The organism is Streptomyces sp. NPDC001889 (assembly GCF_053594535.1).
The window spans coordinates 87,723-106,035 of record NZ_JBSFER010000009.1 but is presented as its reverse complement, the minus strand read 5'-3'; the positions used below and the strand labels follow the sequence as shown (position 1 = coordinate 106,035).

The 18,313-nt window shown below is 73.2% G+C and carries 18 protein-coding genes; 12 read left to right on the top strand and 6 right to left on the bottom strand.

The window, feature by feature from the left end; all coding sequences use genetic code 11:
• Positions 1 to 131: 131 nt before the first annotated feature.
• On the top strand, positions 132 to 1,709 hold the full coding sequence (locus tag ACWCRA_RS12090; RefSeq protein WP_451067375.1) for an ATP-dependent DNA ligase: 1,578 nt from the start codon (positions 132 to 134) through the stop codon (positions 1,707 to 1,709).
• 102 nt (positions 1,710 to 1,811) lie between these two features.
• Here ACWCRA_RS12090 and ACWCRA_RS12085 read toward each other — a convergent pair whose 3' ends face one another.
• A complete protein-coding gene (locus ACWCRA_RS12085) occupies positions 1,812 to 2,663 on the bottom strand; it encodes an NAD(P)H-binding protein (RefSeq protein WP_351558972.1) in 852 nt (283 codons plus the stop codon).
• Positions 2,664 to 2,743: 80 nt separating this feature from the next.
• Here ACWCRA_RS12085 and ACWCRA_RS12080 point away from each other — a divergent pair, with 80 nt between their 5' ends.
• Both ACWCRA_RS12080 and ACWCRA_RS12075 read left to right on the top strand, forming a co-directional pair.
• A complete protein-coding gene (locus ACWCRA_RS12080) occupies positions 2,744 to 3,730 on the top strand; it encodes an AraC family transcriptional regulator (RefSeq protein WP_351558974.1) in 987 nt (328 codons plus the stop codon).
• 28 nt (positions 3,731 to 3,758) lie between these two features.
• Entirely contained in the window at positions 3,759 to 4,745 is a 987-nt protein-coding gene (locus ACWCRA_RS12075; protein WP_451067374.1) for a class I SAM-dependent methyltransferase, read from the top strand.
• Between the two features lie 50 nt (positions 4,746 to 4,795).
• On the opposite strand, the gene ACWCRA_RS12070 is transcribed toward ACWCRA_RS12075, so the two are convergent.
• From ACWCRA_RS12070 to ACWCRA_RS12060, 3 genes are all read right to left on the bottom strand, one after another.
• Positions 4,796 to 5,254 carry an RICIN domain-containing protein gene (locus ACWCRA_RS12070; RefSeq protein ID WP_351558975.1) on the bottom strand — a complete coding sequence of 153 codons (459 nt, stop codon included), beginning with the start codon at positions 5,252 to 5,254 and terminating at the stop codon, positions 4,796 to 4,798.
• A 135-nt stretch (positions 5,255 to 5,389) separates the two neighbouring features.
• A complete protein-coding gene (locus tag ACWCRA_RS12065; RefSeq protein ID WP_351558976.1) occupies positions 5,390 to 5,815 on the bottom strand; it encodes a hypothetical protein in 426 nt (141 codons plus the stop codon).
• Between the two features lie 198 nt (positions 5,816 to 6,013).
• Positions 6,014 to 6,847: an aldo/keto reductase gene (locus tag ACWCRA_RS12060; protein ID WP_451067373.1), complete on the bottom strand. Its 834-nt coding sequence runs from the start codon at positions 6,845 to 6,847 to the stop codon at positions 6,014 to 6,016.
• A gap of 217 nt (positions 6,848 to 7,064) precedes the next feature.
• Between ACWCRA_RS12060 and pqqA the strand changes: the two genes are divergently transcribed.
• From pqqA to ACWCRA_RS12015, 9 genes are all read left to right on the top strand, one after another.
• On the top strand, positions 7,065 to 7,187 hold the full coding sequence (gene pqqA / locus ACWCRA_RS12055; protein WP_451067372.1) for a pyrroloquinoline quinone precursor peptide PqqA: 123 nt from the start codon (positions 7,065 to 7,067) through the stop codon (positions 7,185 to 7,187).
• Positions 7,188 to 7,198: 11 nt separating this feature from the next.
• On the top strand, positions 7,199 to 8,110 hold the full coding sequence (pqqB, locus tag ACWCRA_RS12050) for a pyrroloquinoline quinone biosynthesis protein PqqB (protein ID WP_451067371.1): 912 nt from the start codon (positions 7,199 to 7,201) through the stop codon (positions 8,108 to 8,110).
• Positions 8,107 to 8,850: a pyrroloquinoline-quinone synthase PqqC gene (pqqC, locus tag ACWCRA_RS12045; RefSeq protein ID WP_451067370.1), complete on the top strand. Its 744-nt coding sequence runs from the start codon at positions 8,107 to 8,109 to the stop codon at positions 8,848 to 8,850. The genes pqqB and pqqC overlap by 4 nt, the downstream gene beginning before the upstream one ends.
• A gap of 116 nt (positions 8,851 to 8,966) precedes the next feature.
• On the top strand, positions 8,967 to 9,188 hold the full coding sequence (gene pqqD, locus ACWCRA_RS12040; protein ID WP_451067369.1) for a pyrroloquinoline quinone biosynthesis peptide chaperone PqqD: 222 nt from the start codon (positions 8,967 to 8,969) through the stop codon (positions 9,186 to 9,188).
• Entirely contained in the window at positions 9,185 to 10,276 is a 1,092-nt protein-coding gene (gene pqqE, locus ACWCRA_RS12035) for a pyrroloquinoline quinone biosynthesis protein PqqE (RefSeq protein WP_451067368.1), read from the top strand. Before pqqD ends, pqqE begins: the two co-directional genes overlap by 4 nt.
• 88 nt (positions 10,277 to 10,364) lie before the next feature.
• Positions 10,365 to 11,147: a Tat pathway signal sequence domain protein gene (locus ACWCRA_RS12030; protein WP_351558990.1), complete on the top strand. Its 783-nt coding sequence runs from the start codon at positions 10,365 to 10,367 to the stop codon at positions 11,145 to 11,147.
• Positions 11,148 to 11,157: 10 nt separating this feature from the next.
• The gene (locus ACWCRA_RS12025) at positions 11,158 to 13,152 is read left to right on the top strand and encodes a glycosyl hydrolase family 28 protein (RefSeq protein WP_451067367.1); all 1,995 of its coding nucleotides are present in this window, start codon (positions 11,158 to 11,160) and stop codon (positions 13,150 to 13,152) included.
• The gene (locus tag ACWCRA_RS12020) at positions 13,149 to 14,885 is read left to right on the top strand and encodes a carbohydrate-binding protein (RefSeq protein WP_451067366.1); all 1,737 of its coding nucleotides are present in this window, start codon (positions 13,149 to 13,151) and stop codon (positions 14,883 to 14,885) included. The genes ACWCRA_RS12025 and ACWCRA_RS12020 overlap by 4 nt, the downstream gene beginning before the upstream one ends.
• A 35-nt stretch (positions 14,886 to 14,920) precedes the next feature.
• Positions 14,921 to 16,024 (top strand): PQQ-dependent sugar dehydrogenase, encoded by a 1,104-nt coding sequence (locus ACWCRA_RS12015; RefSeq protein WP_351558996.1) that lies wholly within the window; start codon positions 14,921 to 14,923, stop codon positions 16,022 to 16,024.
• 39 nt (positions 16,025 to 16,063) lie between these two features.
• Here ACWCRA_RS12015 and ACWCRA_RS12010 read toward each other — a convergent pair whose 3' ends face one another.
• Positions 16,064 to 16,339, bottom strand: coding sequence for a hypothetical protein (locus tag ACWCRA_RS12010; protein ID WP_351551779.1), 276 nt, complete (start codon positions 16,337 to 16,339; stop codon positions 16,064 to 16,066).
• A 124-nt stretch (positions 16,340 to 16,463) separates the two neighbouring features.
• A complete protein-coding gene (locus tag ACWCRA_RS12005; RefSeq protein ID WP_451067365.1) occupies positions 16,464 to 18,299 on the bottom strand; it encodes an AMP-dependent synthetase/ligase in 1,836 nt (611 codons plus the stop codon).
• Positions 18,300 to 18,313: the final 14 nt, after the last annotated feature.

The following is an 18,313-nucleotide window of genomic DNA, read 5'->3' as shown; positions in this document are numbered from 1 at the left end:
TCGCACGTGGCACAGGTGGCACAGGTGGCGCGGAATCCCGGGGCGCCGGGGATCGAGGCGCGGGGGTCCGGGGGCGGGCGCACCCGGGAGGTGGGGGTGCGGAGGCGCGGAGCGCGAGGCACCATGGGCGCATGGTCGCCGACGCCCCGGCCCCGGACACCCCGCTGACCCGGCTCACCGAGGTCTCCCGCGAGGTCACCACCACCCCCGCCCGCTCCCAAAAGATCTCCCTCCTCGCCGCCCTCTTCGCCGAAACCCCACCCGACCAGGCCGCCCTCGTCATCTCCTACCTCGCCGGACGCCTCCCGCAGGGCCGCATCGGCATCGGCTGGAGCGCCCTGCGCGACCCCCCGCCACCCGCCTCCGCCCCCACCCTCACCCTCGCCGCCACCGACGCCGCCCTCACCGCGCTCGCCCGGCTCACCGGACCGGGCTCCCAGGCGGGCCGCAGGGACCTCCTGCGGGAGCTGCTGGCCGCCGCCACCGCCGAGGAGCAGCACTTCCTCACCCGGCTGCTGCTCGGCGAGGTACGGCAGGGAGCGCTCGACGCCATCGCCCTGGAGGGTGTCGCCCGGGCCGCCCACGCGCCCCCCGACGCGGTCCGCCGAGCGGTCATGCTGGCGGGCTCCCTGCCCCGGGTCGCCGGCCCCCTGCTCGCCGAGGGCCCCGCCGCGCTGGAACGGTTCCGGCTCACCGTCGGCACCCCGGTGCTCCCGATGCTCGCCCACACCGCCGCGTCCGTCACCGAGGCCGTGCGCACCCTCGGCGCGCCCTGCGCCGTGGAGGAGAAGCTCGACGGCATCCGCGTCCAGGTGCACCGCGACGGCGACGAGGTCCGCGTCCACACCCGCTCCCTCGACGACATCACCGACCGGCTCCCCGAAGTCGCCGAGGCGGCCCGGCTGCTGGCGGGCGACCGGCTGATCCTCGACGGCGAGGTGATCGCCCTCGACGCCGGCGGCCGGCCCGTCCCCTTCCAGGAGATCGCCTCCCGCGTCGGCTCCCGCACCGATGTGGCGTCGGCCCGCGCCGCCCTGCCCGTGTCCCCGGTCTTCTTCGACATCCTCGCCGCCGACGGCGAGGAGACGCTCGACCGCACCGGCGAGCAGCGGTACGCCGTCCTCGCCCGGGTCGTCCCGGAGCCGATGCGGGTCCGGCGCGCCGTCGTCGACGACCCCGGGGACCCCCGGCAGGTCGCCGCCGCCGAGGAGTTCCTCGCCGAGACCCTGCGCCGGGGCCACGAGGGCGTCCTCGTCAAGGCGCTCGGCGCGCCCTACGGGGCGGGCCGCCGGGGACGCTCCTGGCTCAAGGTCAAGCCCGTGCACACCCTCGATCTCGTCGTCCTCGCCGCCGAGTGGGGCCACGGCCGGCGCACCGGCCTGCTCTCCAACCTCCATCTGGGCGCCCGGGCCGCCGACGGCTCCCTCGTCATGCTCGGCAAGACGTTCAAGGGGCTCACCGACGAGATGCTGCGCTGGCAGACGGAACGCCTCGGCGCGCTCGCGGTCGAGGACGACGGATTCACCGTACGGGTCCGGCCCGAGCTGGTGGTGGAGATCGCCTACGACGGGGTGCAGCGCTCACCGCGCTACCCCGCCGGGGTCACCCTGCGCTTCGCCCGGGTGCTGCGCCACCGCCCCGACAAACCGGCCGGGGAGGCGGACACCGTCGAGCAGGTCCTCGCGGTCAGGGGCCCGGCTCCGCCGTGACGGCGCCGCGCGGGAGACGGCGCGCGGCAGACGGCGCGCGGCTCGGGCCGGAGCCCGCCGATGAGGCGGCCCGGTGCGGGCCGGCCCCACCCGGGTCCGGGCTCAGCGCGCCCAGGCGCCCGCCGACGCCGTGTCCAGGGCGAACTCCCGGAAGTCCTTCGGCTCACGGCCCAGCACCCGGCGCACATCCTCCGTCACCGACTGGTTGTGCCCGTCCATCAGCATCGCGAAGAGCCCGGCCAGCCAGGCCGCCTCCGGCTCCGAGAAGCCCAGCGCCGGCAGCATCCCCCGGAACTCCTCCTCCGAGACCGGGGCATAGCGCACCTCGCGCCCGGTGGCCCGGGTGATCTCGGCCGCCGCCTCGTCGAAGGTGACCAGCCGGGGCCCGGTCACCTCGTAGGTCCGCCCGGCGTGCCCCTCGCCGGTGAGCGCCACCACCATCACCTCCGCCAGATCGTCCGCGTCGATGAACGGCTCGGCCGTCCCCCCGGCCGGGAAGGGGATGACGCCGTGCGCCACCCCGTCGGCGAGCGCGCCCTCGGAGAAGTTCTGGGCGAAGAAGGCCGCGCGCACGACCGTGAGATCCACCCCCGACTCGCGCAGCGCGCTCTCCGCCGCCACCGCCTCCGGCTCCCCGCGCCCGGAGAGCAGCACCAGCCGCCCCACCCCGGCCTCGGCCGCCGCCCGCCCGAAGCCCCGCATCGCGTCCACCGCACCGGGGTAGGCCAGATCCGGGTAGTACGCCACACAGGCCGCGTCGACCCCCTCCAGCGCCGGGCCCCAGGTCGCCGGGGACTCCCAGTCGAGGACGGCCTCGCCGGGGCCGGTGCCCGCCTTGCGGGAGCCCGCCCGGACCGCCACGCCCGACTCGGTGAGACGCTGGGCCACCCGCCGGCCGGTCTTGCCCGTCGCCGAGGTCACCAGCACCGTGTTCTGCTTCATGTTCTCTGTCATGACTCCAGATTCCCCCGGTCACTCTGGACTCTCCATGCTCCGGAGGCTCATCCGCATACGCGTTCGTCTACGCTGGCGCCATGGACGCTCTCGCCGGACTGCTCGACGGACCCCGCGCCCGGGGAGCCTTCCTGCTGCGGATGGTCATGGAGCCGCCCTGGTCCGTCCGGGTCGAGGACGGCGCCCCGCTCTCCCTGATGTGCCAGACCGCGGGCGAGGCGTGGATCGTCCCGGACAGCGGGGACCCGGTGCGGCTGCTCCCCGGCGATGTGGCCATCGCGCGCGGCCCCGCCCCGTACACCGTCGCCGACAGCCCCGGCACCGAGCCGCAGGCGCTGGCCGGCCCCGGCGGCACCTGCCACAGCCTGCGCGGCGAGCCGCTGATGGAGTCCATGCTGATGGGGGTGCGCCGATGGGGCAACGACCCGCACGGCTCGGCCGACATGCAGGTCGGCACGTACCAGATGGAGGGCGAGATCAGCGGACGGCTGCTGGACGCGCTGCCCGCCCTCATCCATCTGCCCGCCGACGCCTGGAACTGCCCGCTGATGCCCTTCCTCGGCGAGGAACTGGCCAGTGAGGAGCCCGGTCAGAGCGTGATGCTCGACCGGATGCTGGACCTGGTCCTGATCACCGCGCTGCGGGCCTGGTTCGCCCGCCCCGAGGCCCGGGCGCCGCGCTGGTACCGGGCGATGGGCGACCCCGTGGCGGGCCGTGCGCTCCGGCTGATGCAGGACGATCCCGCGCACCCCTGGACCGTGGCCTCGCTGGCCGGCCGCAGCGGGGTCTCCCGGGCCCAGTTCGCCCGGCGCTTCCACGAACTGGTGGGTGAGCCCCCGATGACGTACCTCACCCGGCTGCGGCTCGACCTCGCCGCCGATCTGCTGCTCTCCTCCGGCGCCACCGTCGACGCCATCGCCCGGAAGGTCGGCTACAGCGGCTCCTTCGCGCTGAGCGCGGCCTTCAAGCGGGTGCGCGGGATCAGCCCGCAGGAGCACCGCGCCGGTGGCCGGCCCTCCGCCGGCAGCCCCACCGCGTTGCCGAAACCGCAACTGACATTGTCATAAAGGGCACCCGCATCCGATCCTGTCGCCCATGAGCCGACACCACCACAGCGCCCGCACGAGCCCGCACGACCACGGCACCGGAGGCCACCCCGCAGAACCGGCCGGCAGCCGCGCCGACGGCCACCCCGGGGGAGACACCGGGGGAGACACCGGGCACCACCATCACCACCACGCCGCCGAGATGGACTGGGACGCGATGGGCCCGCTCCTGGAGCGCGGCGCCGAGATCGAGAGCCCGCTCTACCGTGACGCGGCCCAGTGGCTCGGCACGCTGGCCGACCCGGCGCGGGTCCGCCGGGTGCTGGACATCGGCAGCGGCCCCGGCGTGCTGACCACCGTGCTCGCCGAGGCGTTCCCGCACGCCGAGGTGGTCGCCGTCGACCCCACCCCGCAACTGCTGGAGCGGGCCCGGACGCGCGCCGAGCGGGCCGGGATCGCCGGCCGCTTCTCGGCGCTCCGCGCCGAACTCCCCGGTGACCTCTCCGGCCTCGGCCGGGCGGACGTGGTCTGGGCGGGCAACATGGTCCACCACGTCGGCGAGCAGAGCGCCGCCCTCCGCGACCTCTCCACCCTGCTGAACCCCGGCGGGCTGCTCGCCGTGGTCGAGGGCGGGCTGCCCGCGCGCCGGCTGCCCCGGGACATCGGCTTCGGCCGGCCGGGCCTGGAGGCACGGCTGGACGCCGCCCACGCCGACTGGTTCAGCCGGATGCGCGCCGGCCTGCCCGGGGTGAAGGACGAGACCGAGGACTGGCCGGCGCTCCTCGCCACCGCCGGACTCACCCCCGGGGGCACCCGCTCCTTCCTCCTGGACGTGCCCGCCCCGGCCCCCCGGGAGGTGCGCGACTACCACGTCACCTCCTTCCAGCGGCTGCGCGAGGCGGCGGAGGAGACGTTCGGGGCGGACGATCTCGCCGCGCTGGACCGGCTGCTGGACCCGGAGGACCCCGGCGGGCTGCTGCTGCGCCCGGACGTCTGTCTGCTGCTCGCCCGCACGGTGCACACCGCGCGCGGCTGAGACCGCACCGCACCGCACCGGCCCGGCCGGTCCGGGGGAGGGGGCGCGGCTCAGGGGCAGGGTTCGAGCCGCCACTGCTGGCCGGGCGCGTCGGTGTCCTCCCACTGGCGCACCCGCGCCCCCTCCTCCCGGCTGCCGTCGGCGACCTCCAGCAGCAGACCGCTGACGAAGCTCACGATGGCGACGGTGCCGGGCGCGTCGACATGGTTCTCGATGATCCACTCCTGTGCGCCGAAGTTGTTCGGCCGCCACTGCTGCACGCGGGCGCCGTTCTCGGTGGAGGCGTTCGCGACATCGAGGCGCTTGCCGCTGGCGACGCTGACGAAGTGGTGGAGCCCGCTGCCGTTCGGCACGGGCTCGATCCGCCACTGCTGGCCGGCGGCGCCGCTCTCCGCGCCCTGCTGGACGACGGCCCCGCTGCCCTTCGCCCCGCCGTACACCTCCAGGAGCAGCCCGCTGCCGACGTTGCGCACCCGATACCGGCCAGGCCGGATCGCCCCGTTCCCCATCCCGTACTCCTCGTTCGTCCGGCGCCTCGGACCGTGGCGCCGTGCCGCCGCATGATCGTACGAGAGCGCCGCGCGGCGGACGCACGGGAGCCCTCGACCGGACGTGCGGCCGGCTGAGGGCTCCCGTGCGCCAGGTCAGCGCACGTGCACGGTGAAGGGGGCCGAGGCCGTGCCGCCGCCGACGATCCGGAGGGTGTTGCGGCCCTGGAGGCCGAGGTGGACCCGGAGCCGGTAGGCCGACGCCCGGGTGATGTTCATGGAGGCGGGCAGGGTCACCCAGTGCCTGCCCTGCCGCTGCTGGAGTGCCACCCGGGTGCCGGGCCTCATCTCCTGGGCGTCGCCGTACACCCGGAACTGCTGCCAGGCGCGGACGCCGGTGCTGGTGGGCCGGGCGGTGAGGGCCTGTCCGCCCTCCCGGCCCGGGCCCGGGGCGACGGCCGAGCCCTTCCGCGGCCCGGGGGCGGGGGCCGGGTCGACCACCGCCATGGCCATGCCCATGGTCGCGGTGAGCAGGGCGCCGGTGGTGAGGGCGGTGGCGGTGGTCCTGGTGCGACGCTCCACGGGATGCCTCCGGTGCGGGGGTCAAGGAGCGTCACGCTAGACATACGACACGAAAATATGATGAAAGGGCGCGCAGAGAGGCCCCGGAATCCCACGCCCGGCCGAGCGCCACCGCCCCCGCGCCGCCCCCGGAGACCGGTCGGCCCCTGAGACCGGTCGGCCCCTGAGACCGGTCGGCCGGCCTCCGGGGCCGGCCGGTCAGACGATTTCGAAGGCCGCCGGGTCCGGGCCCAGCCGCTTCCCCTCGTCCAGCGCCGCCAGCGCGGCGAGGTCGTCCGCGTCCAGCTCGAAGCCGAAGACGTCGATGTTCTCCCGGATGCGCGACGGGGTCACCGACTTGGGGATCACCACATGGCCGAGCTGGAGGTGCCAGCGCAGCACCACCTGCGCCGGGGTCCGCCCGTGCTTGCGGGCGATCGCGATGACGGTCGGGACCTCCAGCAGCCCCTTGCCCTGGCCCAGGGGCGACCAGGCCTCGGTGGCGATGGAGTGCCGGGCGTGGAACGCGCGGGACTCCTCCTGCTGGAGCTGCGGGTGCAGCTCGATCTGGTTCACCGCCGGGACCACGGAGGTCTTCTCGATCAGCCGCTCCAGATGGGCCGGCAGAAAGTTCGACACGCCGATGGCACGGGCCCGTCCGTCCGAGAGGATCTTCTCGAACGCGCGGTAGGTGTCCACATAGGTGTCCCGGGACGGCATCGGCCAGTGGATCAGATAGAGATCCACCCGGTCGAGGCCCAGCCGGTCGAGCGAGGCGTCGAAGGCGCGGAGGGTCGTGTCGTACCCCTGGTCGCTGTTCCACAGCTTGGTGGTCACGAACAGCTCGTCCCGGGGGACCCCGGAGGAGGCGATGGCGCGGCCGGTGCCCGTCTCGTTCTCGTACACCGCCGCGGTGTCGATGCTGCGGTACCCGGCCTCCAGCGCCGTGGCGACCGACTTCGCCGCCTCGTCGTCGGGAACCTGCCACACGCCGTAGCCCAGCTGCGGCATCGTGACACCGTTGTTGAGGGTGATGGAGGGAACCTTGCTCACGAGGGGTGGGTCCTTACGTCGTCGGATGCTCCGCTGGTTCTCCCATGGTCAACGATCGCTGGGGAAAGAGCATTCCCAGCCATGGAACTTGGCGCGATACCACTGCGACCACATCGGTTCGGAGCATTGACCGGTTCTCGTCAAGACGCAACTCTATGACACATGGCTGAACGCAGGTCGCTCATGTGAACGTCCGTCCGGAAAGGCAGGCACCCTCGTGAACACCACCACCCCGGCCCCCCAGGACACCGCACCCCAGCACACCACCCCCTGGCACACCCCCGGGTACGAGATCGTCGAAACCGCGCTCGAAGTCACCGCCTACGCCCTCACCGACTGAGCCCAGCCGCCATGCTGCTCCAGGTGCTCGGCACCGCGGCGGGCGGCGGACTGCCCCAGTGGAACTGCGCGTGCCCCGGCTGCACCGGGGCACGCGCCCACCCGCACCGCCGCCGCCGGCACGCCTCCCTCGCCCTGCGCGCGGACGAGGACCACTGGTACCTCGTCAACGCCACCCCCGACATCGGCGACCAGATCGAGGACAGCGACGCCCTGCGGCCCGGACCCGGCCACCGGCGGACCCCGCTGGCCGGCGTCCTCCTCACCGACGCCGAACTCGACCACACCCTCGGTATCGCCCGGCTCCGGGAGGCCGGCGGCTTCACCGTCCACGCCACCGCCCCCGTCCGCACCGCGCTGCGGGAACGGCTCCGGCTCGGCGAGATCCTCGCCCCCTACACCCGTGTCGACTGGCTGCCGCTCGGCCCCGGACCCCAGCCGCTCGGCGGGGAGGGCACGGTCGAACTGTCCACCGTGCCCGTCTCGGCCAAACGGCCCAGATACGCCGCCGGGGGCCCGCCCGACCCGGACGGCGCGGGCTCCGCCGACTGGGTGGTGGCCCTGCGGCTGCGCGATACCACCACCGGACGGTCCCTGCTGTACGCCCCCGCGCTCGCCCACTGGTCCGACGCGTTCCAGCGGGCCGTCGACGAAGCCGACTGCGTCATCGTCGACGGCACCTTCTGGGACGACGACGAACCCGTCCGCACGGGGATCTCCCGCAAGACCGCCACCGGCATGGGCCATCTCCCCATCAGCGGCCCCCGGGGCACCGCCCGGCACCTCACCCGCGCCCGAGCCCGCTGCCTCTACACCCACCTCAACAACACCAATCCCCTCGGGGACCCGGACGCCGAGGAGCACACATCGCTCCGCTCCTGGGGCCTCGAAGTCGCCGCCGACCGAATGGTGATCGAGCTGTGAGCACCCTCGCGCCGTCCCCCGCGGGCGCCGGTCAGCTGTGGAGCCCGGAGGAGTTCACCGCGCGGCTGCGCGCCGTGCCCGCCGAGCGCTACCACGACCGCCACCCCTTCAACGTACGGATGCACCAAGGCACCCTCACCCCCGCCGAACTGCGCCGATGGATCGTCAACCGGTTCCACTACCAGCGCTTCATCCCCGTCAAGGACGCCCTGATCCTCGCCAAGTTCGACGATCCGGCGCTGCGCCGCTCCTGGCTGCGCCGCATCCAGGACCACGACGGGACCACCGAGGGCGAGGGCGGCATCGAGCGCTGGCTCCGCCTCGGCGAGGCCGCGGGGATCGACCGGGCCCGGCTGCTCTCGGGCGACGGGGTCCTGCCCGGAGTACGGCTCGCGGTCGACGGATACGTCAACTTCTGCCGGCTGCGGCCCGCGCTGGAGGCCGTCGCCGCCTCGCTCACCGAACTCGCCGCGCCCACCCTCATGCGCACCCGGATCGCCGCCTTCGAACGGCACTACCCGTGGATCGGGGCCGAGGGCCTGGCCTACTTCCGCGCCCGCGTCGGGCAGGGCGACCGCGACAGCACGGAGGCCCTGGCCCTGGTCCTGGACGGGGCGGCCGGCCGCCGCGACCAGGAGGCCGCCGTCGCCGCCCTGCGCTTCAAGTGCGAGGTCCTCTGGTCCCTCCTGGACGCCCTGGAGACCGCGACCGCCCACCCCGCGCCGGACACCCCGCGATGACCGCCGCCCGCCCGCGGCCCGCCGCGTCCGGTACCGGCCCCGCGCCGGACGCACCCCCCACCCACCCCCCGCCGGAAGCGCCCCCCGGCTGGCGGCCCGCGCTCTCTCGGGGCGTCGTGCTGCGGCACGACCGCGTCCGCGGGGTCGATCTGCTGCTGCTGCCCGAGCGGGTCGTCGTCCTGCGCGGCAGCGCCGCCGAGGTGCTGAAACGCTGTGACGGTGTACGCGATGTGCGCACCATCGTCGCCGAACTCGCCGCACTCCACCCCGGCGCCCCCGTCACCACCGAGGCGCCCCGCTTCCTCGGCCGCGTCCGAGCGGAGGGCTGGCTGACATGACCGAGATCGCCCCGCCGTGGGCCCTGCTCGCCGAGCTGAGCCACGGCTGTCCGCTGCGCTGCGCCTACTGCTCCAACCCCACCGAACTGGTCGGTCGGTCAGACGAACTGACCACGGCCGAATGGGCCGGCACCTTCACCCAGGCCGCCGCCCTCGGCGTCGTCCAGAGCCATCTCTCCGGCGGGGAACCCCTGCTGCGCCGCGATCTCACCGAGATCGTCGCCGCCGCCGACGGCGCGGGCATCCACACCCAGCTCGTCACCAGCGGCGTCGGCCTGAGCGAACGGCGGCTGGCCGCCCTCGCCGGCGCGGGGCTGCGCAGCGTACAGCTCTCCGTGCAGCACGCGGACCCCGGCGCGTCCGAACGCATCGCCGGGGCCCGCTCGTTCGCCGCGAAGGAGCGCGCCGCCCGGCTGGTCCGGGAATCAGGGCTGCCGCTCGGGCTCAACGCGGTCCTCCACCGGGCCAATCTCGACGCCGTCGACGCGCTCATCGATCTCGGACTCGCCTGGGGCGCCCAGCGTCTCGAACTCGCCAACGCCCAGTTCTACGGCTGGGCCCTGCGCAACCGCGACGCGCTGCTCCCCGGCCGCCCCCAGCTCGCCCGGGCCCGGGACCGTGTCGAGCGGCGGCGGCCCGCTCTCGCCGGGCGGATGGAGCTGCTCTGGGTGGTGCCGGACTACGCCGACGGCCGGGCCAAACCCTGTATGGGCGGCTGGGGAGCGGTCTCGCTCACCGTGGCGCCCGACGGCCGCGTCCACCCGTGCCCGGCCGCCGCCGCCCTCCCCGGGCTCGACGCCCCCAGCGTCCGGGACCACTCCCTGGAGTGGATCTGGCACGACTCCCCGTCGTTCAACCTCTACCGGGGCGAGGAGTGGATGCGGGACCCGTGCCGCGGCTGCGAGCTTCGCACCCGGGACTTCGGCGGCTGCCGCTGCCAGGCGTACGCACTGACCGGCGACGCCACCCGCACCGACCCGGTCTGCTCCCGCTCCCCGGACCACGGGCTCGTCCGCGATCTCGTCGACCGCGCCGCGACCGCCCCGGCGGCCCCGCCCGCGTACACCTACCGCGGGGAGGGGCCATGAGGCCCTCCCCGCGACGGACACCGGCACCACCCGTACGACCACCGCGACACCCGTACCCGCACGGACAACTCACAACGAGGTGAGGGACATGGCCACATCCCGCAGGACCGTCCTCGGCGCGGCGCTCACCGGCGCGGTCGCCGCCGGAATCCCGGCGCTCGCCACCCCCGCGTCGGCGGCCTCCTGGCAACTGCGCTGGTCGCCGTCGGCGAGCGGCGACCGGCTCCGCGCCTTCGAGACGCTGGAGGACGACCGCGCCAACTCCCACCCGGCGGCGGGGGACCACATCACCACCGAGGGAGACAACTTCCGCTTCACCATGCACACCGTCGACCGGGACACCAGCACCGACCGCCAGCGGCACGAGGTCACCGGCTGCCGCAACGGCGACTCGTACCTCCAGTGGAAGCAGGGCGAGACCTGGCGGGTCACGTACTCGATGTACATCCCCAGCTCGCTCAAGGCCACCACCACCTTCACCCACATCATGCAGATGAAGCAGCCGGGTGCCGGTTCCGCCCCGATCGTGGTCCAGTCGCTGCGCCGGGTGAACGGGGCCCAGACCATCGAGCTGAAGATCTTCACCCCGAACATCCTCGTCGGCCGCGCCAGCCTGACGCCCCTGCACAACAAGTGGACCGATGTCGACTTCCAGATCAAGATCGGCAACGGCACCTCGGGCTCGGTCCGCTGGATTCTCAAGAGCGGTGGATCGACTGTGATCGACGCCTCCAAGTCGGGCATCGACACCTTCCTCGCCGACCGGGTCCGCCCCAAGTGGGGCATCTACCGCTCCCTGGAGGACAGCTCCGGCTCCCTGGAGAACTGTCATCTGCTCCTCACCAACCTGCGCGGCTACCAGCTCGTCTGAGGAGGACGGCATGAAGAGCGTTCGCGGATCGACCGCCACGGTCCTGCTCGGCCTCGCGCTCGCGCTGGGCGTCCTCCAGCCCCCGGCGACCGGCGCCCCGGCACCGGCGGGCGCCTCGGCCCCCGTGGACGGGTCCCGGCCCCCGGCCGCCTCCCCGCGCGGCGGTGACCTGGTGACCGTGCCGCCGCCCGTCGCGGCCGAGTTCGACGTCCGGGACTACGGCGCGGTGGGCAATGGCTCCACCAACGACACCGGCGCCATCAACCGGGCCATCACCGCCGCCAACAGCGCGGGCGGCGGCACCGTCCGCTTCACCTCCGGCACCTACGAGTCCAAGAACACGATCCACATGAAGAGCCATGTCACTCTTCAGCTGGACGCGGGCGCCACCATCAGCGGCAACGGCGCGGACACCTACGACCCGCCCGAGACCAACCCCTGGGACGACTACCAGGACTACGGCCACAGCCACTTCCACAACGCCATGATCCACGGCGACAGGCTCACCAACATCGGCTTCACCGGCTCCGGCACCATCGACGGCGACGGCGCGCTGATCACCGGCAACCCCAAGTCCGGCGAGGCCGACAAGATCATCTCGTTGACCCGCTGCACCAATCTCACCCTCAGCGGCATCACCCTGCGCGAGGGCGGCCACTTCGCGGCCCTCATCAACGACTGTGACAACGTTGTGTCCGACCGTCTGGTGATGGACACCGCGATGGACCGCGACGGCTGGAACATCATCTCCACCACCGACGTGCGGATCACCAACGCCCGTCTGGAGGCCAACGACGACGCCCTCGCCTTCAAGAGCGACTACGCGCTGGGCGCCAAGCTCTCCAACGGCAATGTCACCGTCACCGACTCCCATCTCTCCGCCGGCTGCTGCAACGCGCTGATGTTCGGCTCCGAGACCTGCGGCGACTTCACCAACTACCGCTTCGAGCGGATCACCATCAAGGGCTCGGACAAATCCGGCCTCGGCATGGTCTCCATGGACGGCGCCAAGATCTCCGATGTCCACTACAAGGACATCACCATGACCGAGGTCCGCTCCCCGATCACGCAGAAGGTCGGCACCCGCAAGCGCTGCGGCAACAACCCCGGGGTCGGCTCCATCAGCGACATCACCTACACCAACGTCAGGGCGAGCGGACAGAGCGCGTCCTTCTCGCCCACCCTCTGGGGCGAGTCCGGCAGCGGCCGGATCAGGAACATCACCTTCGACAACACCGACCTCACCGTCCCCGGCGGCAACGGCACCATGGCCACCACCCCGCCCAGCAACCAGCCCACCGGCTACAACCCCAACTCGATCGGCACCCGCCCCGCCTACGGCTGGTACATCCGCAACGCCGAGAACGTCCGCTTCACCGACAGCGAGGTCCGGTTCAACGCCAACGACGGCCGGCCCGCCGTGATCGCCAACAACAGCTCCGGCATCCGCTTCGACCGCTTCACCGCCCAGCGCGGCAGCACCAGCCCCGCCGATCTCCTCTTCCAGACGGTGACCGGCTACTGCGCCGCGAACAGCGCCAACACCGGCGGCGGGGCACTGCGCGTCAGCCAGACCGGCTCCACCCAGGACTGCGCACCCACCGGTCCCGCGCCCACCCGGTACGAGGCCGAGAACGCCTCCTGGACCCCCGGCTCCACCGTGGACTCCAACCACACCGGGTTCAGCGGCAGCGGCTTCGTCAACACCCCGAACACCACCGGCGCGCACGTGGAGTGGACCGTCACCGCCGCCGCGGCGGGCACCGCCGGTCTCGTCATCGGCTACGCGAACGGCACCACCGCGGACCGCCCGATGGACATCTCCGTCAACGGCACCACCATCGCCGCCGGAAGATCCTTCCCCGGCACCGGGGCGTGGACCACCTGGCGCACCGTCACCGTGCCCGCCGCCCTCCTGTCCGGCGCCAACACCGTCAGGGTCACCGCCACCACCGCGAACGGCGCCCCCAACCTCGACCACCTCGATGTGGAGTCACCCCGATGAGACGCATCGGAACCCTGGGCCGCGTCGCCCTGGTCCTCGCCCTCGCCCTGCCGCTCGGCGCCGGCCGGCTCACCGCGCCACCGTCCGCCGCCGCCTCCGACAACGGACTCTCCATCCGGCCCGCGATGGGCTGGTCCAGCTGGAGCTTCGTCCGCCGCTGGCCCACCGAGGCCAAGATCAAGGCCCAGGCGGACGCCCTGGTCAGCAGCGGCCTGAAGGACAAGGGCTACATCCATGTCAACCTCGACGACTTCTACCAGAAGTGCGACGCCAACGGCTTCGTCGTCGACTCCCACGGCCGCTGGACCGTCGACGAGACCGCGTTCCCCTCCGGGATCAAGGCGCTCGCCGACTACATCCACTCCAAGGGGCTGAAGTTCGGCTTCTATGTCACCCCCGGCATCGCCAAGAACGCCGTCACCCGCAACACCCCCATCGAGGGCACCCCGTACCGGGCCAGGGACATCGCCGACACCACCAGGCAGGAGAAGAACTACAACTGCAAGAACATGTACTACATCGACTACGGCAAACCCGGCTCCCAGGAGTTCGTGAACTCCTGGGCCCGCCAGTTCGCCGACTGGGGAGTCGACTACCTCAAGATCGACGGCGTCGGCAGCCATGACATCCCCGATGTCCGCGCCTGGGACCGGGCCCTGCGCGCCACCGGCCGGCCCATCACCTACGCCCTCTCCAACAACCTCGCCATCGCCGACGCCCCCACCTGGCGGCAGCTCGCCAACAGCTGGCGCACCCAGGGCGATGTCGAGTGCTACTGCGGCCCCGGCCCCAACGGCAGCGGCTATCCGCTCACCGACTGGGGCCACATCACCTCCCGCTTCACCAGCGCCGCCAACTGGCAGCCCTACGCCGGACCCGGCGGCTGGAACGACCTCGACTCCCTCCAGATCGGCAACGGCGACCAGGTGGGACTCACCTCCGACCAGCGCCGCTCCCATCTGACGCTCTGGGCGATGGCAGCCTCCCCGCTGCTGCTGGGCACCGACCTCACCGCCCTCAACGCCACCGACAAGGCGATGCTCACCAATGAGCGGCTGATCGCCGTCAACCAGGACGGAGTCGCCGCCCGGCGGATCGTCAACGCGGGCGCCCAGCAGGTCTGGAGCAAACGCGAGGCCAACGGCGACCACATCATCGCCCTCTTCAACACCGGCACCTCCGGCAACCAGACAGTCTCCGTCACCTGGGCGCAGGCCGGTCTCAGCGGACCGGCCGCCATCACCGACCTGTGGTCGGGCCGGAGCGGCGGCACCGTCAGCGACTCCTACAGCGCCACCCTCCGGCCGGGGGAGACCCGGCTGATCCGGGCGGCCCCGCGCTCCGGCGGCACCGTCCGCCACGAGGCGGAGAACGGCACCTGGACCGCCGGCTCCACCGTGGACTCCAACCACGGAGGCTTCAGCGGCACCGGCTTCGTCAACACCCCGAACGCCACCGGCGCGTATGTGGAGTGGTCGGTGGAGTCGGCGACGGCCCGGGACGCCTCCGTCACGCTGCGGTACGCCAACGGGACGGCCGACGGGCGCCCGATGGACCTCTCCGTCAACGGCTCCGTCGTCGTGGCCAACCGTCCCTTCAACGGCACCGGAGCCTGGACCACCTGGGCCGATGCCACGCTCACCGTGCCGCTGGAGGCGGGCACCAACACCGTCCGCGTCACCGCCACCACCGCGGGCGGCGCCCCCAACCTGGACTTCCTCGACCGCGGATAGCCCCCCACCCCGCAACCCCCCCCACGGAGGTATCCATGCACCGCAGCACCACCACGAGGACCCGGCTCGCCACCACCACCGCGGCCGTCGCGGCGGCGCTCCTCACCGCCCTGGTGCCGCCCGCCGGCGCCACCGGGACCGAGCCGCCCGCCACCCGGGGCAACCCGACCGGGGTCACCCAGATCTCCACCGGCTGGACCATCCCCTGGGGCGCCTCCTGGCTCCCCGACCGCTCGGCCGCCCTGGTCACCGAACGCGACTCGTTCAAGGTCCTCAAGGTGACCCCGTCCGGCGGGAAGTCCTCGGCGGGCTCCGTGCCCCACTCCCAGACCACCGGCGGCGAGGGCGGGCTGATGGGCGTCGCCGTCGACCCCAACTGGGCGTCCAACCGCTACGTGTACTTCCTGCACACCTCCACCGACGGCAACCGCGTCGCCAGGATGACCTACAACGGCTCCACCCTCAGCGGCTACACCGCCCTCGTCTCCGGCATCAAGAAGGCCAAGTACCACAACGGCGGCGCCCTGGCCTTCGGGCCCGACGGCTATCTCTACGCCGCCACGGGCGACGCCCAGACCACCTCACTCGCCCAGGACCGCAACTCCCTCAACGGCAAGATCCTCCGGATCACCCGGGACGGCGCAGCGGCCCCCGGAAACCCCTTCAACAGCCGCGTCTTCAGCCTCGGCCACCGCAACCCCCAGGGCCTGGCCTTCGACTCCAGGGGCCGGCTCTGGTCGGCGGAGCTGGGCCAGAGCACCGCGGACGAGCTGAACCTCATCAAGTCCGGCCACAACTACGGCTGGCCGGCCTGTGAGGGCAGCTGCGGCACCGCCGGCATGACCAACCCCAAGAAGACCTGGGGCGTCGCCGAGGCCTCGCCGAGCGGCATCGCCATCGTCGACAACGCCGTCTACATGGCCTCCCTGCGCGGCAAGCGGCTCTGGGAGATCCCGATCAGCCCCGACAACGAGAACACCGGCACCGCGAAGGCGTACTACGCGGGCACCTACGGCCGGCTGCGCGGTGTGACCAAGGTGCCCGGCGCCAACCAGCTCTGGCTGTCGACCACCAACACGGACGGCAACGGCGGCGAAGCGGCCGGCGCCGACCGCATTCTCCGCGTCACCATCGGCTGAGCGGACCCGCTCCCGGCACGGGCCCCGGCAGGCCGTTCCTCACGGCCTGCCGGGACCCCGCTCCACCGTCAGCCGCACCTCGAACGACGCATCGGCACCCGCCCCGGAACCCACCACCCCGTCACCGGGCGCCGGAGTCAGCCCGAAGGTGACCTCCAGGCCGGAGATCTGCCAGCCGTCGCTGTCCGGCGTACCGGCCAGTGAACGGCGGGCGGCCTCGGACGCGTGGTGAATGGCCTCCGCCATGCCGGCGCTGCCCTCCGGGAGAACGGGTTCCGTCCCCCGCGCTACGGTCTCGACCCTGACCACGGTCATCGTGAGGCTTCTCCCAGATCCAGATGAGGAACGGACGCACGGACGGCACCGATGGCCGACAGCCTAGCGACGCGGCGCACCCCGCAGGACCCCTTCGCCGGACACCCTCGGGCACCGCTGCCCCTCAGCGGTACAGGGCGTCCACCTCGGCGGCGTACACCTCCTCGATCGCCCGCCGCCGCAGCTTCAGCGACGGGGTGAGCAGCCCGTGCTCCTCGCCGAACGGACGCGCCAGAATCCGGAACGTGCGGATCGCCTCCGGCTGCGACACCAGGGTGTTCGCCGCGACCACCGCCCGCCGGATCTCCTTCTCCAGCGCCGGGTCCCGCACCAGGCGCGCGGGCGGCAGCGGAGGCTGCCGGCGCATCGCCAGCCAGTGCGCCACCGCCTCCTGGTCGAGCGTCACCAGCGCCGCCACGAACGGCCTGCCGTCGCCGACCACGAGGCACTGCGCCACCAGCGGATGGGAGCGCACCCGCTCCTCCAGCCGCACCGGCGACACACTCCGCCCGCCCGATGTCACCAGCACCTCCTTCTTCCGGCCGGTGATCGTCAGATAGCCGTCGGCGTCCAGCGAACCGAGATCCCCCGTGGCCAGCCAGCCGTCGTGCAGCGCCGCCGAGGTCGCCTTCGGATCGCCCAGATACCCGGAGAAGACATGCGCGCCGTGCAGCCACACCTCGCCGTCGTCCGCGATGTGCACCGTCGTCCCCGGGATCGGCCGCCCCGCCGTGCCGAACCGGGGGCGCTCGGGCGGGTTCGCCGTCGCCGCGGCCGTCGACTCGGTGAGCCCGTACCCCTCGAAGACGGTGATCCCCGCCCCCTCGAAGAACAGCCCCAGCCGCCGGTCCATCCCCGAGCCCCCGGACATCGCGTACCGCAGCCGGCCCCCCAGCGCCTCCCGCAGCTTCCCGTACACCGACCGGTCGAAGAGCTGGTGCTGCACCCGCAGTCCCGCCGACGGGCCGGGGCCGAGGCCGAACGCCCGGTGCTCGCGGGCCTCCGCGTGGCGCACCGCCACCTCCACGGCCCGTTCGAAGGGGCCCGCCCGCCCCTCGCTCTCGGCCCGGCGCCGGGCGGAGTGGAAGATCTGCTCGAAGACATCGGGGACGGCCATGAAGAACGTCGGCCGGAACGCCGCCAGGTCCGCCGCCGGCGCACCCGTGCCCGTGCCCGTGCCCACCAGTGGCCGGTGGCCGAATCTGACCCGGCCGCGCACCGCCGCGACCTCCACCACGCGGCCGAGCACATGCGCCAGCGGCAGGAGGAGCAGCGTCGACGGCTCGTCCCCGGGCCGGGCGCGGAAGAGCGACTCCCAGCGCCCGGTGAGGGTGTCGCTCTCGAACATCAGATTGGCGTGGGTGATCACACAGCCCTTGGGCCGGCCGGTGGTCCCCGAGGTGTAGATCACGGTGGCGGTGGAGTCCGGGGTCACCGCCCGCCGGTGCCGGTGCACCACCTCGTCGTCGATGTGCGCCCCGGACGCCATGAGCCCGGCGACCGCGCCGGTGTCCAACTGCCACAGCCGCTTCAGCAGCGGCAGCCGGTCCACCACCGAACCGACCGTCATCGCGTGGTCCTCGTGCTCCACCACACAGGCCGACACCCCGGCGTCGTACAGCGTCCACAGCACCTGCTCGGCCGACGCGGTCGGATAGACCGGCACCGACTGCGCGCCGACGGTCCAGATCGCGAAGTCGAAGAGGGTCCACTCGTAGCGCGTACGGCACATCAGCGCCACCCGGTCCCCGAACCGCACCCCGCCCGCCAGCAGCCCCTTGGCCAGCGCCAGCACCTCGTCGCGGAAGGCGGCGGAGCTGAGATCCCGCCACCGGCCGGAGCCGTCCTCGCGCGCCAGGGCGATACGGTCCGGGTCGCGCTCGGCGTGGTCGAAGACCGCGTCGGCCACTCCGCCGACCAGCGGTGCCGCGTGCAGAGGAGGGACGGTGAACTCGCGCAAGGGCCTGCTCCTTG

Excerpts from the sequence above, each read along its gene's own strand:
- ACWCRA_RS12090 (WP_451067375.1), top strand. The coding sequence starts at position 132 with ATGGTCGCCGACGCCCCGGCCCCGGACACCCCGCTGACCCGGCTCACC.
- ACWCRA_RS12030 (WP_351558990.1), top strand. The coding sequence starts at position 10,365 with ATGGCCACATCCCGCAGGACCGTCCTCGGCGCGGCGCTCACCGGCGCG.
- pqqE (WP_451067368.1), top strand. The coding sequence starts at position 9,185 with ATGACCGAGATCGCCCCGCCGTGGGCCCTGCTCGCCGAGCTGAGCCAC.
- pqqB (WP_451067371.1), top strand. The coding sequence starts at position 7,199 with ATGCTGCTCCAGGTGCTCGGCACCGCGGCGGGCGGCGGACTGCCCCAG.
- ACWCRA_RS12070 (WP_351558975.1), bottom strand. The coding sequence starts at position 5,254 with ATGGGGAACGGGGCGATCCGGCCTGGCCGGTATCGGGTGCGCAACGTC.
- ACWCRA_RS12010 (WP_351551779.1), bottom strand. The coding sequence starts at position 16,339 with ATGACCGTGGTCAGGGTCGAGACCGTAGCGCGGGGGACGGAACCCGTT.
- ACWCRA_RS12075 (WP_451067374.1), top strand. The coding sequence starts at position 3,759 with ATGAGCCGACACCACCACAGCGCCCGCACGAGCCCGCACGACCACGGC.
- ACWCRA_RS12080 (WP_351558974.1), top strand. The coding sequence starts at position 2,744 with ATGGACGCTCTCGCCGGACTGCTCGACGGACCCCGCGCCCGGGGAGCC.
- ACWCRA_RS12015 (WP_351558996.1), top strand. The coding sequence starts at position 14,921 with ATGCACCGCAGCACCACCACGAGGACCCGGCTCGCCACCACCACCGCG.
- ACWCRA_RS12025 (WP_451067367.1), top strand. The coding sequence starts at position 11,158 with ATGAAGAGCGTTCGCGGATCGACCGCCACGGTCCTGCTCGGCCTCGCG.
- ACWCRA_RS12085 (WP_351558972.1), bottom strand. The coding sequence starts at position 2,663 with ATGACAGAGAACATGAAGCAGAACACGGTGCTGGTGACCTCGGCGACG.
- ACWCRA_RS12020 (WP_451067366.1), top strand. The coding sequence starts at position 13,149 with ATGAGACGCATCGGAACCCTGGGCCGCGTCGCCCTGGTCCTCGCCCTC.